This window comes from Pseudoalteromonas sp. MEBiC 03607 (assembly GCF_004792295.1).
Classification (GTDB): domain Bacteria; phylum Pseudomonadota; class Gammaproteobacteria; order Enterobacterales; family Alteromonadaceae; genus Pseudoalteromonas; species Pseudoalteromonas lipolytica_C.
This window is the reverse complement of the sequence record NZ_SRRY01000002.1, coordinates 126,747-142,327: the sequence shown is the minus strand read 5'-3', so window position 1 is coordinate 142,327 and position 15,581 is coordinate 126,747. Positions and strand designations below refer to the sequence as shown.

The 15,581-nt window shown below is 41.7% G+C and carries 14 protein-coding genes; 10 read left to right on the top strand and 4 right to left on the bottom strand.

Annotation, left to right across the window (positions count from 1 at the left end; translation table 11 throughout):
- On the top strand, positions 1 to 870 hold the full coding sequence (locus E5N72_RS17615) for a BadF/BadG/BcrA/BcrD ATPase family protein (protein WP_135926430.1): 870 nt from the start codon (positions 1 to 3) through the stop codon (positions 868 to 870).
- Here the strand turns inward: E5N72_RS17615 and E5N72_RS17610 are convergent.
- Positions 867 to 1,592: an AraC family transcriptional regulator gene (locus E5N72_RS17610; protein ID WP_135926429.1), complete on the bottom strand. Its 726-nt coding sequence runs from the start codon at positions 1,590 to 1,592 to the stop codon at positions 867 to 869. The genes E5N72_RS17615 and E5N72_RS17610 overlap by 4 nt on opposite strands.
- 162 nt (positions 1,593 to 1,754) lie before the next feature.
- Here E5N72_RS17610 and E5N72_RS17605 point away from each other — a divergent pair, with 162 nt between their 5' ends.
- From E5N72_RS17605 to E5N72_RS17570, 8 genes are all read left to right on the top strand, one after another.
- The gene (locus E5N72_RS17605) at positions 1,755 to 2,915 is read left to right on the top strand and encodes a Gfo/Idh/MocA family oxidoreductase (RefSeq protein WP_135926428.1); all 1,161 of its coding nucleotides are present in this window, start codon (positions 1,755 to 1,757) and stop codon (positions 2,913 to 2,915) included.
- Positions 2,916 to 2,921: 6 nt separating this feature from the next.
- Complete coding sequence (locus tag E5N72_RS17600; RefSeq protein WP_135926427.1) at positions 2,922 to 3,974, top strand: sugar phosphate isomerase/epimerase; 1,053 nt, start codon at positions 2,922 to 2,924, stop codon at positions 3,972 to 3,974.
- 34 nt (positions 3,975 to 4,008) lie between these two features.
- Positions 4,009 to 5,229 carry an MFS transporter gene (locus E5N72_RS17595; RefSeq protein WP_135926426.1) on the top strand — a complete coding sequence of 407 codons (1,221 nt, stop codon included), beginning with the start codon at positions 4,009 to 4,011 and terminating at the stop codon, positions 5,227 to 5,229.
- A 24-nt stretch (positions 5,230 to 5,253) separates the two neighbouring features.
- A complete protein-coding gene (locus tag E5N72_RS17590) occupies positions 5,254 to 5,946 on the top strand; it encodes a DUF1080 domain-containing protein (protein WP_135926425.1) in 693 nt (230 codons plus the stop codon).
- 1 nt (position 5,947) lies between these two features.
- Positions 5,948 to 7,627 carry a GMC family oxidoreductase gene (locus E5N72_RS17585; RefSeq protein WP_135926424.1) on the top strand — a complete coding sequence of 560 codons (1,680 nt, stop codon included), beginning with the start codon at positions 5,948 to 5,950 and terminating at the stop codon, positions 7,625 to 7,627.
- Positions 7,628 to 7,629: 2 nt separating this feature from the next.
- Positions 7,630 to 8,385 carry a gluconate 2-dehydrogenase subunit 3 family protein gene (locus E5N72_RS17580; RefSeq protein WP_130167604.1) on the top strand — a complete coding sequence of 252 codons (756 nt, stop codon included), beginning with the start codon at positions 7,630 to 7,632 and terminating at the stop codon, positions 8,383 to 8,385.
- A 73-nt stretch (positions 8,386 to 8,458) separates the two neighbouring features.
- Entirely contained in the window at positions 8,459 to 9,289 is an 831-nt protein-coding gene (locus E5N72_RS17575) for a sugar phosphate isomerase/epimerase (RefSeq protein WP_135926423.1), read from the top strand.
- A gap of 536 nt (positions 9,290 to 9,825) precedes the next feature.
- Positions 9,826 to 10,278, top strand: coding sequence for a hypothetical protein (locus E5N72_RS17570; protein WP_135926422.1), 453 nt, complete (start codon positions 9,826 to 9,828; stop codon positions 10,276 to 10,278).
- A gap of 22 nt (positions 10,279 to 10,300) precedes the next feature.
- Here the strand turns inward: E5N72_RS17570 and rnd are convergent, their stop codons facing one another.
- The 3 genes from rnd to E5N72_RS17555 form a co-directional block, all read right to left on the bottom strand.
- The gene (gene rnd, locus E5N72_RS17565; protein WP_135926421.1) at positions 10,301 to 11,431 is read right to left on the bottom strand and encodes a ribonuclease D; all 1,131 of its coding nucleotides are present in this window, start codon (positions 11,429 to 11,431) and stop codon (positions 10,301 to 10,303) included.
- Positions 11,432 to 11,479: 48 nt separating this feature from the next.
- The gene (gene fadD, locus E5N72_RS17560) at positions 11,480 to 13,141 is read right to left on the bottom strand and encodes a long-chain-fatty-acid--CoA ligase FadD (RefSeq protein ID WP_135926420.1); all 1,662 of its coding nucleotides are present in this window, start codon (positions 13,139 to 13,141) and stop codon (positions 11,480 to 11,482) included.
- Between the two features lie 118 nt (positions 13,142 to 13,259).
- A complete protein-coding gene (locus E5N72_RS17555) occupies positions 13,260 to 14,111 on the bottom strand; it encodes an alpha/beta hydrolase (RefSeq protein ID WP_135926419.1) in 852 nt (283 codons plus the stop codon).
- A gap of 110 nt (positions 14,112 to 14,221) precedes the next feature.
- Between E5N72_RS17555 and E5N72_RS17550 the strand changes: the two genes are divergently transcribed.
- Positions 14,222 to 15,511 (top strand): alkaline phosphatase, encoded by a 1,290-nt coding sequence (locus tag E5N72_RS17550; RefSeq protein ID WP_135926418.1) that lies wholly within the window; start codon positions 14,222 to 14,224, stop codon positions 15,509 to 15,511.
- Positions 15,512 to 15,581: the final 70 nt, after the last annotated feature.

Sequence of the window (15,581 nt, the reverse complement as noted above, 5' to 3'; positions counted from 1 at the left end):
ATGGTAAGCAAAGCAACGTATTTTTTAGGAATTGATGGCGGTGGCAGTAAGTGTAAAGTCCGTTTAGAAAACGAAAACGGCACTCTACTCAGCGAAGCTATAAGTGGCTCTGCAAACGTGGCCACCAGCTGCCAACAAAGCCAAGAATCAATACTACTCGCCACTGAACATGCTTTTCATGAGGCAGGGCTTGCCTTAAGTGAGCTGAAAAACACTTATGTGCATGCAGGACTTGCCGGAGCTAATATCGACTCAGCTTACCAAGCTATGACTAAGTGGCAGCACCCTTTTGCCAAGTTTACCCTCTCAACAGATATGCTAATTGCCTGTAAAGGCGCACATCAACACCATGATGGTGCAGTGATTATTCTTGGTACGGGCTTTTGTGCGGGTTACCAGCTGCAAAACCAATTTAGCGAATTAGGGGGTTATGGTTTATTACTGAGCGATGGTGCCAGTGGTGGTTGGTTAGGTTTACAGCTTTGTCGAAAAGCATTTGAAGTTCTTGATGGTGTTGCGCAAAGTTCAGCGGCTGTAGATGCCCTGCTCACCCAACTTAACTGCCACTCAAGCCAAGCGTTAAGTCAACGTTTAATATCGGCTCGCCCTGCTGAACTTGCCAAATTTGCGCCCCTAGTTTTTAGTCATTCATACGACGCTTTTTGTCAGCAATTAATCAGTGAAGCGTGTGCATTCATTGCGCGCTATATCACTTACTTTGAAAAACAAGGTATTACAAAAGTCAGCTTGATGGGCGGCATTGCCAGTGTCATCACCCCTTACTTACCTAATGCCAGTAAAGCGCGTTTAACCCCTGCCCTTGCCAGTGCTGAGCAAGGGGCTATTTTAATGGCGAGAGAGGCAATTTAATCGTCCAATTGTTCACGCATTTGCGAAGGTATTTCACCAAACAAACGCCGAAATTGTTTGCTGAAGTAACTCGGTTCAGAAAACCCGCACTGATAAGCGACTTGTGAAATGGGCAGTCGCGTTTCAATCAGTAGCTTACGGGCATTTTCGAGACGCACTTCGTTAATAAATTGATTGGGTGTTTTTGCTAAGTGCTTTTTAAAACGACGCTCTAAAGCGCTAACCGACAAGTGTGCAAGCTCTGCCAATTCATCAATACTGATCTGACGATGAAAATGCTCACGAATAAATTTTACCGGCTCTTCAATTGCCCTGACATGAGAAAGCGCTTTTGAGGTTTTTTGTAAATGTCGGGTCACCCCATAGGTGCCAATCACATTACCATCGTGATCTTTTAAAGCATGCTTTGATGTAGAAAACCAACCAAGCTCACCTTGTTGGGTTTGGTTAAGCTCTAAACGGTCAGTTACTATGTAGCCTTCCATCACCCGTTTATCATCATTGACGTACTGAAACGCGAGGTGCTTTGGCGAAAAATCAAAGTCAGTTTTTAGCAATATTTGCTCCAGTGTTTTATAACCCTGATGCTCAATAAAATGCTGATTACAATGCACGATTCTACTATCTGTATCTTTTACCCAAAAGAGGATATCTGGCAGTAAATCAAATGCAGCAATCAGCTGATTTACGCCAGCTTTTTTAATTATTTCTTGAATATCCATCGCTTTAATTTGTCTCTATAAAGAACAATTCTATATATTTTAAACGCCGATTTTGTTGCATTGTCAACCGAATTTTTATTAGCGCTTATCGCTTAAGCTTTCCTATTATCAATAACATGATATTAACAGTAGCCGACGCTATTTAAATTAGGAGCGCTTAAGATGAGCAAAGCTAAGATCCGCATGGCAATGGTAGGCGGTGGCGATGGAGCCTTTATTGGCGCTATTCATCGAATTGCAGCGCGATTAGACGGAATGATAGAGCTTGTTGCAGGCGCATTCAGTTCAGACGCAAACAAATGTAAAGCAACCGGCGAACTACTCGGGCTTGATAGCAGCCGCTGCTACGACAGTTACCATACACTATTTACCGAAGAAGCAAAATTACCCGCTGATGAGCGTATCGACTTTGTGGCTATTGTCACGCCAAACCATTTGCATTTTCCGGTCGCGAAAATGGCGCTTGAGCACGGCTTTCATGTGTTATCAGATAAACCAGCAACACTTACTCTCGCAGAAGCGGAGCAATTACAAAGCATTATTGTAAAACAGCAAGTTTTATATGGACTGACCCACACTTATACCGGTTACCCAATGGTAAAAGAAGCCAAGCATCGCGTTAAAGCTGGTGAGCTTGGCACCATACGAAAAGTGATTGTTGAGTACACCCAAGGTTGGTTAGCGCACAGCGAAGACGAAGGTTCAAAACAAGCGAGCTGGCGTTTAGACAGCAGTAAGTCTGGCATTAGTTGTTGTATGGGCGATATTGGCGTGCATGCTGCTAACTTAGCCGAGTATGTTTCTGATCTCGAAATCACCGAGCTTTGCGCCGATTTAAATCATGTGGTTGAAGGCCGAGGCCTTGATGATGATGGCACCGTGCTACTTAGATTCAATAATGGTTGTAAGGGCGTTTTACTGGCAAGCCAAGTTGCTATTGGCGATGAAAACAACTTACGCCTGCGTATTTATGGCGATAAAGCCAGCCTTGAATGGTCACAACTTGAGCCTAATAGCTTATGGCTAAGAGGCCACAATCAAGCCGCTACGTTACTAAGAGCTGGCGTGGGTGAATTACACCCTGACACACACAATGCTCTGCGCACCCCTGCCGGTCACCCAGAGGGCTACCTTGAAGCATTCGCCAATATTTACCGTAATTTTGCAGCGCAAATTCATGCCTTTAAGCAAGGCGACAACGCGACAAATTCTGCATTTGATGTACCAGGCATTAAAGATGCCGTGCGCGGTATGGCGTTTATTGAGCACGTTGTAGCTTCTTCAAAACAAGACACTAAATGGCACAAATTACAGATTGGATAATAAAGAATGAATAAAATCAAAGGGCCAGCAATATTTTTGGCGCAGTTTATTTCAGAGCAAGCCCCCTTCAATAACTTTAAAGGTTTATGTGAGTGGGCAAGCGGTTTAGGTTACAAAGCGATTCAAGTGCCAACCTCAAACCCAGACATTTTCGATTTAGAAAAAGCAGCTCAAAGCCAGCAATACTGCGATGAAGTCACTGGTATTGCCACAGAGTATGGACTTACAATTTCAGAGTTATCAACGCATTTGCAAGGTCAGCTAATTGCTGTACACCCTGCCTACGATGAAATGTTCGATAACTTTGCCGCAGAACATGTAAAAGGTAACCCTGCTGCGCGTACCAAATGGGCAACAGAACAACTAATGCTAGCTGCGAAAGCGAGTAACAACCTTGGCTTAACCACCCATGCGACTTTCTCGGGTTCTTTTTTATGGCATACCTTTTACCCGTGGCCACAGCGTCCACAAGGGCTTGTTGAACAAGGCTTTAGTGAACTTGCTAAGCGCTGGTTACCCATTTTAGATTGCTTTGACGAGTATGGCGTGGACGTGTGTTATGAATTGCATCCGGGTGAAGACCTACATGATGGTGTGACATTTGAGCGCTTTTTAGCAGCAACCAATAATCACCCACGCGTTAATATTCTTTATGATCCGAGCCATTTTGTATTGCAACAGCTCGACTATTTAGCGTTTATCGATATCTATCATTCGCGCATTAAGGCGTTTCATGTCAAAGATGCCGAATTTATCGCAAATGGCCGCTCAGGTGTTTATGGCGGATTTCAGAACTGGCAAGACCGACCGGGGCGTTTTCGTTCTTTAGGTGATGGCCAAGTAGATTTTAAGCAAATCTTTAGCAAGTTAACTCAATATGGTTTTGATGGTTGGGCTGTACTTGAATGGGAATGTTGCTTAAAGCACCCAGAAGATGGGGCAAGAGAAGGCGCTGAGTTTATTAAAGCACACTTGATAAACCCAACAGACAAAGCCTTTGACGATTTTGCCAGTGGCGCAACAAACACTGAGCGTAATAATCGAATTTTAGGTTTATAAAACCGACAACAATTGAACACACAGGACACACAATATGGACAACAATAATTATAACCGCATAGTCTTTCGGCTTTGCTGTATAGCACTGATTGTGACCTCTATGACCTTTGCCATTCGTGCTGGTATTTTGGGTCAACTTGGCGGTGAGTTTGGCTTAACCGATACCGAACTAGGTTGGGTTAATGCCATGGCATTTTTAGGTTTTCCCGTTGCGACTATGGTCGGCGGTATTATTTATAATGCCATTGGCGCTAAGAAATTAGTGGCTTTAGCGTTTATTTGTCATTTACTTGGTCTTGTTTTAACTATCACTGCTGATGGTTTTTGGGGCTTACTAGTTTCTACCTTTTTGATTGGTTTTGCCAACGGGGCGGTTGAAGCGGGCTGTAATCCACTGATTGCAGAAATGTACCCTAAAAATACCACCACTATGCTAAACCGTTTTCATGTTTGGTTCCCTGGAGGCATTGTGATAGGCGCACTTGCGTCGAATTTTATGTCGGGAGCGGGTTTAAACTGGCAATGGCAAGTGGCTTTAATTTTAGTTCCTACGGTTATTTATGGCGCTATGCTGATCAAAGCGCAGTTTCCACGCTTTGATACGCGTACTCACTCTACCAGCAGCAATATTCGCCACTTATTCACGCCGTTATACATCTTTTTAATTGCCTGCATGACATTCACCGCAACCACTGAGTTTGGCACACAGCAATGGATTGAGCGTATTTTAGGGTCTTCAGGCGCCTCTCCTATGGTGGTGTTAGCCCTGATCACCGGCTTAATGGCTGTTGGTCGCTTCTTTGCAGGACCAATTGTACATAGGCTTAATCCTACCGGTGTGTTACTTGGCTCTGCCATTTGTGCAAGCTTGGGGATTTTTATGATGAGTCAGGCCGAGGGCAGCATGATTTATCTGGCAGCGATGCTGTTTGCACTTGGCGTTACCTATTTTTGGCCGACCATGCTTGGCTGCGTTGCTGAATATATTCCTAAGTCAGGGGCGCTGGGTATGTCGTTAATGGGTGGTGCAGGCATGTTTGCTATGAGCATTTGGAACCCTGTAATTGGTAGCTGGATAGATACCGCACGCTCATCGGCACAGGCAAGTGGCGCAAGCGCTGAACAAATTGAAATTTTAGCCGGACAGGCTGTATTACAAAACCTACTGATCTTCCCAATTATTTTAATCGTCGCATTCATTGGGTTGCATCTAGTAATTAATAACAACAAACGCACCGAAAAATGTGCGTCTTAAGCAAGTAAATCGTCGAGGAACACTATGTTTAAATCTCTTAAAGCACTGACTTTAATGCTCACCGTTAGTAGCTGTGCACTCGCTAATGCGGCTGATAATCAGCTTACACAACAAGAAAAGCAAGCTGGCTGGCAGTTATTGTTTGACGGCAAAGATATGTCGCAGTGGCGTAACTTTAAAAGCGAATCTTTAAATCCTGCATGGGTCGTTGAAGATGGCGCTATGACATTAACCAAAGGTGGCGGTGATCTGCTTACTAAAAAGCAATACCAAAACTTTGAATTACAGATTGATTGGAAAATCTCTACCAAAGGCAATAGCGGTATTTTCGTATTGGCTGATGAAACCGGACAGATGATTTACTCTCATGCGCCTGAAATTCAAATTATTGATAACGAAGAGAATCCAGATACCGAAATTGACTCGCACTTAGCAGGTTCGATTTACGATTTATTTGCTGCTCCAGTTGCGGCGCACAAGCCAGCAAATAGCTGGAACCACGTGCGTATAAAAATGCAAGACAACCACTTACAAGTTTGGCAAAACGGTATTAGCACCACCAGCATTGTGATTGGTAGTACAACATGGAATACCCTTGTTAAAGGCAGTAAGTTTGCAACTTGGAAAAACTTTGCAACGGCTGAGCAAGGTCATATTGGGCTTCAAGACCACGGTGACAAAGTGTGGTTTAAAAATATAAAAATCAAGGAGCTATAAGATGTCTGAATTTAAACACAAGGTATTGGTTGTTGGCTCTGGTGCTGGTGGTGCAATGGCCGCTTATACGCTAACTAAACTTGGTCACAAAGTGTTATTACTTGAAGCGGGCCGTAATTATGACCCGAAAACAGAAAGCCCAATGTTTCGTCGTAACAGCGAAGCCCCGCTTATGGGTGCAGGTAACAAAGACAAAAACTTTGGCTTTTACGATGCAACCGTTGATGGCGGTTGGCAAGTACCTGATGAGCCATACACTAGCGCCAAAGGGAGCGACTTTTATTGGTGGCGCGCCCGTATGTTAGGTGGTCGAACTAACCACTGGGGCCGCTATTCATTACGCTTTAGTGAGCACGATTTTAAAGGTAAAAGCCGTGATGGTCACGGTGCCGACTGGCCATTTGAATACGCTGATTTAGCACCTTGGTACGATAAAACAGAAGAGCTTGTTGGCGTATGTGGCACTAATACAGGCCATGAAGATATGCCAGATTCGTCACCGGGTATTTTACAACCGCCACCAAAACCGCGTGTGCCTGAACTTTTAATTGCCGCTTCTGCAAAGAAAATGGGCATTCAAGCAGTGCCGATGCATCGCGCAGTATTAACTCGCCCGAAAGATGATCGCATGGCCTGTTTTTATGCAACACCTTGTGGCTCTGGTTGCTCAATTGGTGCTGCTTTCCAAACTACGACATCATTACTGCCAATGGCAAAAGCCACCGGAAACTTAAAAGTCATTACCGATGCTATGGTTAAATCAGTTAAGGTTGATGAGCAAGGTAAAGTCACTGGCGTCACTTATGTTGATAAACACACAGTAACCGAACATGCTATTGATGCCGATGTGGTTATCTTAGCCGCCAGCGCCTGTGAATCAGCACGTATTTTATTAAACTCAAAGAATAAAAAGCACCCGAAAGGCCTTGCTAATTCAAGTGGTCAAGTAGGTCGAAATTTAATGGATTCGACGGGTGCATGGTTAGGTGCGCAAATTCCGGCACTTAAAGGTCGCCCACGTTATAACGAAGATGGACATACCGCTAACCACTTATTTATTCCTTGGTGGGGTCATCAAGCACAAGCTAACAATGAATTAGATTTCCCACGTGGTTATCACTTTGAAATTGGCAGTGGCTTTGGTCAGCCGGGCTCGGGTGTGTCGGGTGATAAACAAGGTTATGGCCCTGCCCTTAAACAACAAATTCGTGATGCATATGGCTCTTACGTTGGCTTTGCCCTGCGTGGTGAGATGTTACCGAACAAGGATACCTACATGGAGATTGACGAAAACGTTAAAGACAAATGGGGTATTCCGGTATCAAAGTTTCACTTTAAGTGGTCTGACAGAGAGTTAAAGCAAATCGAACATGGTTTAAAAACCGCGAAACAAATCCTAGAAAACATGGGTGCGACCGTTGGCGAACTCCCGCCTGCTGAAAAGGCAATTTCAAAAGGTGGCGAAATCATCCACGAAGTGGGCACCACACGAATGGGTAGCTCGAAGAAAGACTCAGTCACCAACCAATGGGGTCAAACATGGGATTGTAATAACCTATTTGTAATGGATGCGGGCGTATTTGCTTCTAACCCTCATAAAAACTGTACGCTCACCATCATGACACTGGCAATGCGTAATTCAACTTGGCTTGCTCAACAAATTGATAACGGGGTACTTTAATTATGCATCATCGTAACGAACACGACTCATATAACTATGTTTCTAACATGAGCCGCCGTGAGTCTTTAAAATGGCTTGGCTTATTAGCTGCAGGCTCAGCGGTTGGTTTAACTGCAGGTTGCACAAAAGCACTTGAAGATGACGGTGCAGTCTCTGCAAAAGAGCATTGGCCTGATTTAGATATTAAGCCTGTGACCGCTAAAGGCTATGGTCAAGACCCTAATTTGGTGATGCCACCAGAATCACCTTGGCCACTAACTTTAACCGCAGACGAGCTTACGTTAGTAGCACTATTAGCTGATTACATTGTGCCACGCGAAGGCGCTATTCCTTCAGCCAGTGAGCTAGAAGTACCGGCAGTTATTAATGAGTGGGTGAGCGCGCCTTATGAAGGCCAACAACGCGATAGAATTAAAATTTTAAACTCTCTAGCGTGGCTTAACGATGAAGCGCAGCTTCGCTTTAAAAAGCAATTTGTTGCGCTTAACGAAAAGCAACATCGTGCGATTTTAGACGATATTGCATTTTTAAACGAGCAAACACCTGCGCAATTTCAGCGTATTGGTAAAGCCTTTTTACGCTTTAAAGAATTAGTGCTGGCAGCATTTTTCTGTACACCTGAAGGCTGTAAAGACATAGGCTACCTAGGCAATGTTCCTATTGCTGGTGATTACCCAGGGCCTTCAGATGAAGCAAAAGCCCATTTAGATCAGGTTTTAGCTGAGCTTGGTTTAAGCGAGTACGCCTATACCGATTAACTTTCCCCCTTGTGTTGTTTAATAACACAATTTAATGCAGGGGGTCACTCCCCTGCTTTTTTAGGATTTAAGTATGTTTAAAACCCGCATTTTATTGCTCATTATTAGCCTTGTATTTAGTGGTCAATTATTCGCAAAACTGCCAGTTAGTGTGCAATTGTGGTCAGTCAAAGACACCTTAAAAAATGACTTTCATGGTACGCTTAAATCACTTGCCGAAATGGGATTTGACGGCGTTGAGTTTGCCGGAGATTTTGGCCCTTATTCTGATAACCCTGCGGCCTTAAAAGCAAAGCTCTCTGAATTAGGTTTAGTTGCCAGTAGTGCCCACATCGGCTTTGATGCTCTCACCGAAAGCACTATTGATAGCACCCTACTGTTTTACAAAACCCTTGGTGTTACCACACTCTATGTACCTTGGGATGAGCGAGCATGGCATCCTGAAGGGGTTAAGTCACTGGTTAAAGAGCTCACTAAAGTTAGTGATTATGCAACTCGCTTTAATATGAAGATCGGTTTTCACAATCATAATAAAGAGTTTAATGCATTTAATAACGCTACATTTTGGGATTATATTGCCAGTAACACACCCAAGACCATGCCATTGCAGTTAGATATTGGCTGGGTCAATTACGCAGCTAAAGATCCAATTTACTTCATTAAACAGTACCCTAACCGCACACTTGCTACGCACATTAAAGTACGTACGGTTGAGGGGAGCAACATGAGCCCGATTATCGGCGAAAACAACATTGATTGGCCTGCCATCATCGACACTTTAGAGTCGCACGGCAACACCAAGTGGTTAGTGCTGGAGCAAGAAGAATACCCAAGTGGACTAACACCGCTACAAAGCGTTGCGAAATCAAAACAAAATCTGGATAAGATTTTATTAAATAAGTAATTGATTTTGATCTCTAGTCTGAATTAATTGTTTGTTTAAAAGTAAGTGAGTTTCATACTAAAAACCTAAGAAATCAATACTGACACTGATTATTTTTTATACTTATAAAATCCGTTTTTTTATTCGTCTGTGTCGGTTAAATAGGCATGCAGCTATTAGTTGCATGCCATATTACTTACTATTCACTTTATTGTAAGCAATAACGAAGCTTCCTTTATTTTTCAGTATAGTAAGTTTAATTGGTACTAATAATAAGCTGATTTTAAGTTATCTACAAATAACATTATTCACTTTTTTTGCATTAACCTGCTCTGACCTTTGGTCAATTTAAAGTTGTTTCAAAGCGGCTATAAAACAGCCCTCACAACCACATAATATATTGATTAAAAATATATTATTCATCATTCCTAGTAAAAAACATAGATAAAAAAATAATAATAAAAGCTGAACACTTGTCCCTATTTTCATTTTTTTGGCAGATTGCTTTAAATTCTTGGAGAGGTAGCATTAAGCTATAAAAATCTCAAGGGATGAGTATGAAAGTTCTAAATCTTAAGAAAAGGTCAGAAAAAAAGGTTTATTCTTTTTTAGCCTTATTATTGTTTTTCACATTGATGTTGTTAAAGCTTTTTTCTCCACAGCATATTATTTATGAGCTAATCGCTGCGCTGTGCTTTTTTATCGCGCTGGTTTTGTTCTTTCTGGCAATTAACTGCAAACATGCTCTTACTGTTTGCCGACACGGTATTTATTATCATTCAATTTGGGGGCACCACTACATTGCAGCGCAAGAAATAAAATTGATTCAGCATTACTCAAAGTTTGGTTTAAGCTGCATATTTATAATAGGTCCTAGGTTTATTATATTTGCTCCTTTTTATTGTTTAACATCAAAACAAATGCACAGATTAAAACGATACGATTACAACCTATTACAATGGCTGCAAGTAAGTAATAAACGCGACAAATTTTATGGCTCTAAGCTCTGAGCAATTGCTTAGAGCCAAATTTTTAGTTATCCCACTCTTTAAGGGTGTCTTTTACAAGCTCATAACGCCACGAGTTTAATAAGTCGGGTTTTGAACTGTCTTTACGCTCTTGTGCATCTAGCTTCCAATTCCAACTAATCAATTGATTGATTTGCTTTTTAGATGCAAGCACATCTTCTGGGATTCCATTTGCTTTAGCAGCTTTGGTAATTTTTTGTTTTATATCTTTAGCGGCTTTTTTGTATGCCGGAAAATCAATAAGTCGTTTTAGTTGTGCTGGTTGCTCTTCTGGCGCAACCGCTTTACCCAGTTCGATGCATTTTAAAATTTCAACACCAGAACGGTTTACTTCCATTGGCTCAACACCCGGAACGCGGCGAAGTGCATTAAGATTTACTGGTTTACGTTTAGCTATTTCAACCAAATTATGTTCTTTTAACACAAAGTTAAGAGCAAGATTTTTGCGCTCTGCCTTTTCACGGCGCCACTTAGCAAGTTCACGTAATACCGCTAAATCATGCGGTCGTAACTGCCAAGCATTTTTAATGTCTTTGTAAAGCTGCTCTGCAGGTGTTTGATAAGCACGTTTTTGCGCGACTAACTCACTTTCACTGATCACAATGTCAAAAAAGCCTGCTTCATCAATTTGTTTTTTAATAATTTCAAAGCATGGGAGTAAATGAAAGGTATCGGCAGCGGCATAATCTAGCTGTTTTTCTGTAAGCGGGCGCTGCAACCAATTAGTGCGCGATTCACTTTTATCAATTTCGATATCTAGTAACTCTTTGACCATATGCGCAAAGCCCATGCAGTTACCATGACCTAAAATTTGCAATGCAAATTGGGTATCAAATAGCGGTGTTGGTACAAAGCCAGCGTACTTTTGAAACACTTCAATATCTTCTGACGGTGAATGCAGTACTTTTAACACCTCTGGGTTTTTAAGTACTTGCCAAAAATCATAGAGCGATAACTCTGCCAGTGGGTCGATTAACGCTAAATGCTCACCATCATATACTTGAATAAGTGCAACTTCAGGGTACAGGGTGCGGCGCCGCATAAACTCAGTATCAATTGCTAATACTGGTTTTCCTATTATTTTTTCTACAAAATCATTTAACTGATTTTGCGTTTCGATCAGTTGGTATTGCACTTACACCCCTTTGTTTCACATAAAAAAGCCGGCTAATGCCGGCTTTTATTATTTCTCTTCGTCCTTTAAGGCTCTTCTAAGAATCTTACCAACGTTGGTTTTTGGTAATTCATCTCTAAACTCAACGAGTTTAGGCACCTTATAGTTCGTTAAATTATCACGACAATGCTTTATTATATCTTTTTCAGTTAAAGATTGATCTTTTTTCACGACAAAAACTTTAACTTGCTCGCCACTTACTTCATGCGGGACACCGATAGCAGCTACTTCAAGCACACCATCGTGCATTGCAACAACTTCTTCAATCTCATTAGGGAATACATTAAAGCCAGATACGATAATCATGTCTTTCTTACGATCAACAATGTAGAAGAAGCCTTCATCATCGTAAGTTGCAATATCACCGGTTGCAAACCAACCGTCTTTTAAGCATTCGGCTGTTGCATCTGGACGGTTATAGTAACCTTGCATAACTTGTGGGCCTTTAACCCAAAGCTCGCCTGGCTCACCTTTCGCTGCTTCTTCGCCGTTTTCAAGCATAAGTTTAATGTCAGTACTTGGTGCTGGTAAACCAATTGAGCCGTTATAACCATCAAGATCATATGGGCTTACAGTTACAAGTGGTGCGCACTCAGTTAAACCATAACCTTCCATTAATTTGGTTTTAGTTACAGCTTGCCATTTTTCAGCAACTGGACGCTGTACCGCCATACCACCGCCAAGTGACATTTTTAAGCTTGAGAAATCAAGTTCAGCAAAACCCGGGGTATTTAGTAAACCATTAAATAAGGTATTTACACCCGTTACCGCAGTAAATTTGTGTTGTGCTAACTCTTTTACAAAACCTGGCATATCGCGTGGGTTTGTAATAAGTACATTTAAACCACCATATTTCATAAATGTTAAGCAGTTAGCTGTTAAAGCAAAGATATGATAAAGCGGCAGTGCAGTGATAACGACTTCTTTGCCACGCTCAAGCACGTTATCTAAACAGCCCGATACTTGCTCAAGGTTACCAACCATGTTGCCATGCGATAGCATTGCACCTTTAGATACACCCGTAGTACCACCAGTGTATTGTAAAAATGCTAGGTCGTTTAAATCAACATCAGGCTTTTTGTAGGTTGCTTCGTTACCAGCAAGTGCATCTGCAAATTTAATTGCATTTGGCAATGAGTAGCTAGGTACCATTTTTTTAATGTGCTTAACCACAAAGTTAACGATGTGCTTTTTAAGGCCACCCACCATGTCACCTACTTGGGTAACCACGATGTGCTTAACGTTGGTTTTTGGTAAAGCCTTTTCTAGAGTATCTGCAAAATTAGCAAGAATGAAAATTGCTGATGATTCAGAGTCATTTAGTTGATGCTCTAATTCACGTACCGTGTAAAGTGGGTTTACATTTACCACTACACAGCCTGCACGAAGAACACCTAGAATAGTCACAGGCGTTTGCAGTAGGTTCGGCATCATAACCGCTACTTTATCGCCTTTTTTCAGACCAAGATCATTTTGAATGTACGACGCAACACGTTTTGTAGCACTGTCTAACTCACTATAGGTCAACACTTTACCCATGTTGGTAAAGGCTGGAAGGTCACTATAGTCAGCAAAACTTTTTTCAAACAAGTCGAGTAGCGAGTGATAATGCTCAGGGTCGATTGTTTCAGGCATACCTTCTGGGTAGCGTTTAAGCCAGATTTTTTCCACTCTTAGCTCCTGTTTATAATTATATTTTTTTAATAACCTTAATCTAACTAAGGCCGTTTCTCAATGGAGTAAATACTCTAATGGTGCAGATAATCCCACATTTGGTGCAATTATACAATTAACTTGCTTTATACTGCCCAATAAATGCATGAATGTGCTCTAAGGTTAATGCAGGACTTTGCATATGGCAATGGTGACCTCCAGGTATCTCATGAATTTTTAACTCCTTGTAATATTTACCATATGCCTCTAGGTTATCTTTCACAAAAGGATACCCCTTATCCCCTAAGATAAGCTGACATGGTGCGTTTATTTGTTTGATGGTTGCAATACATTGTGCCTCATCAAAGCGAAATCCTGAGTGATTTTTAAGCTTTGGATCGGTTGTTAAATACCACTTCCCTGCTTTTTCGTAACTATTGCGTGTCATTAATAGCTCAGCTTGTGGGTATTCAAGATCCCCACTTGCAAGCCTTGCACTAATAATGTGCGCTATTGAGTCAAATGCACGTGGCCCTCTAGTGTTTACCCGCGCTCTATTTAAAATTGCTTTACGAAGTTGGCTGCTCACTTCATTACTGTTTGTTGTAACGCAGCCTATTCCTTCAATAAAATTTACCGTTGCTACCTTTTCAGGAAAACAGCTGGCAAAAACCCCGGCAACCATGGCCCCCATTGAGTGGCCAACTAAATGCACTTTCGTTACATCAAGTGACTCAATAAACTTATATACGTCATCAATATAGTCAATAAAGTAATAGTGGGCATCACTACTTCGCCAATCAGATAAACCATGGCCAGGAAAATCGAGACAATACCAACGCTGATTAAGCTGCACATTTTGTAACATAGGTATGTAACTATGTGCGTTATCAAGCCAACCATGTAAGGCAATCACAACTTCTTCGCCATGACCAAAGGTTAGGCCATGCATTGCCTGAGTGCCAGTTTGAAAAGAAAAAGGTTGCACAATTGCTCCTATTTATTAAGCGTTTCAACTTAAAGGCGTTTATTTATCGTCTGGCTAGTATACAATAATCCTCGCAGTATAAATAAGGGCACAATAATAAGGTTACATCAATGAAATTAAAATTAAGTCTTTTAGCATTATTATGCTCAGCAGGCTCAGTAATGGCTGAATCAGCACCAAAAAATATCATTTATATGATTGGTGATGGTATGGGCCCGGCGTACACAACTGCATATCGTTACTTTAAAGATGATCCAAATACTAAAGTTGTTGACCCAACTGTTTTCGATACTATTTTACGTGGTATGGCACATACCTACCCTGATGATCATACCTATGTAACAGACAGCGCAGCAGGTGCAACAGCACTGAGTAGTGGCCATAAAAGTTATAATGGCGCAATTGCCGTTGATACTGATAAAAAACCAGTTAAAACTATGCTTGAGGTTGCAAAAGAACGCGGTATGACAACAGCACTCGTAGCTACTTCGCAAATCAATCATGCCACACCAGCAAGCTTTGCTTCGCACAACGAATCACGCCGCAACTACGACGAGATTGCTAACGACTATATCGATAACAAAATCGCGGGTAAATTACCGGTTGATTTAATGTTAGGTGGCGGCACTAAATATTATGTTCGTGAAGACCGGAATTTAGTTGAGGAGTTTAAAGCTGCAGGTTATCAATACAGCGATGACTTCGCAGCAATGAGTGACTTAAAACAAGTTCCTGCACTTGGTTTATTCGCTGAAGTAGGTTTACCGTTTGCGCTTGACGAAAATCCAACGCGCCTTACGCAAATGACAACTAAAGCACTTGATTTACTTGATGGTCAAAACGACAAAGGTTTCTTTGTGATGATCGAAGGTAGCCAAATTGATTGGTGTGGTCATGCAAACGATATTGCTTGTGCGATGGGTGAAATGGACGACTTTGCTAAATCGATTGAACAAGCAAAAGCGTATGTAGATAAAAACCCAGACACTCTACTGGTTATCACCGCCGATCACTCAACAGGTGGTTTAACGCTTGGTGCTCATGGTCAATATAAGTGGGAAACTGAGGTGATTAAAGGTGTTAAAGCAACAGCTGGCACTATCACAAAAGATCTACTTGAAAGCGATGACTTAAAAGCAGTATGGCAAAAGTATTCTGATATCGAATTCACTGATGCTAACAGCATTAAGCTAAGCGAAGCTAAGAAAATGGGCGAGAAAGCACTGCTACTTGCTGTAAAAGATATCATCAATCATGCCAGCTTCACCGGTTGGACTACTGGCGGCCACACGGCTATCGATGTGCAAGTATTTGCCTATGGTAAACGTGCTGAAGATTTCTACGGTTCGCAAAACAATACTGCAATTGCCGACAAGCTGATTGATTTTATTAAACAGTAATTTATATTGAATACTGTCCAAGCATAAAAAAGCCTAAACAATTAGTTTAGGCTTTTTTTTGTGAATTCAG

Coding starts and splice junctions, on each gene's coding strand:
- E5N72_RS17615 (WP_135926430.1), top strand. CDS start 1: ATGGTAAGCAAAGCAACGTATTTTTTAGGAATTGATGGCGGTGGCAGT.
- E5N72_RS17580 (WP_130167604.1), top strand. CDS start 7,630: ATGCATCATCGTAACGAACACGACTCATATAACTATGTTTCTAACATG.
- E5N72_RS17600 (WP_135926427.1), top strand. CDS start 2,922: ATGAATAAAATCAAAGGGCCAGCAATATTTTTGGCGCAGTTTATTTCA.
- E5N72_RS17570 (WP_135926422.1), top strand. CDS start 9,826: ATGAAAGTTCTAAATCTTAAGAAAAGGTCAGAAAAAAAGGTTTATTCT.
- E5N72_RS17575 (WP_135926423.1), top strand. CDS start 8,459: ATGTTTAAAACCCGCATTTTATTGCTCATTATTAGCCTTGTATTTAGT.
- E5N72_RS17590 (WP_135926425.1), top strand. CDS start 5,254: ATGTTTAAATCTCTTAAAGCACTGACTTTAATGCTCACCGTTAGTAGC.
- E5N72_RS17610 (WP_135926429.1), bottom strand. CDS start 1,592: ATGGATATTCAAGAAATAATTAAAAAAGCTGGCGTAAATCAGCTGATT.
- E5N72_RS17550 (WP_135926418.1), top strand. CDS start 14,222: ATGAAATTAAAATTAAGTCTTTTAGCATTATTATGCTCAGCAGGCTCA.
- E5N72_RS17585 (WP_135926424.1), top strand. CDS start 5,948: ATGTCTGAATTTAAACACAAGGTATTGGTTGTTGGCTCTGGTGCTGGT.
- E5N72_RS17595 (WP_135926426.1), top strand. CDS start 4,009: ATGGACAACAATAATTATAACCGCATAGTCTTTCGGCTTTGCTGTATA.
- E5N72_RS17605 (WP_135926428.1), top strand. CDS start 1,755: ATGAGCAAAGCTAAGATCCGCATGGCAATGGTAGGCGGTGGCGATGGA.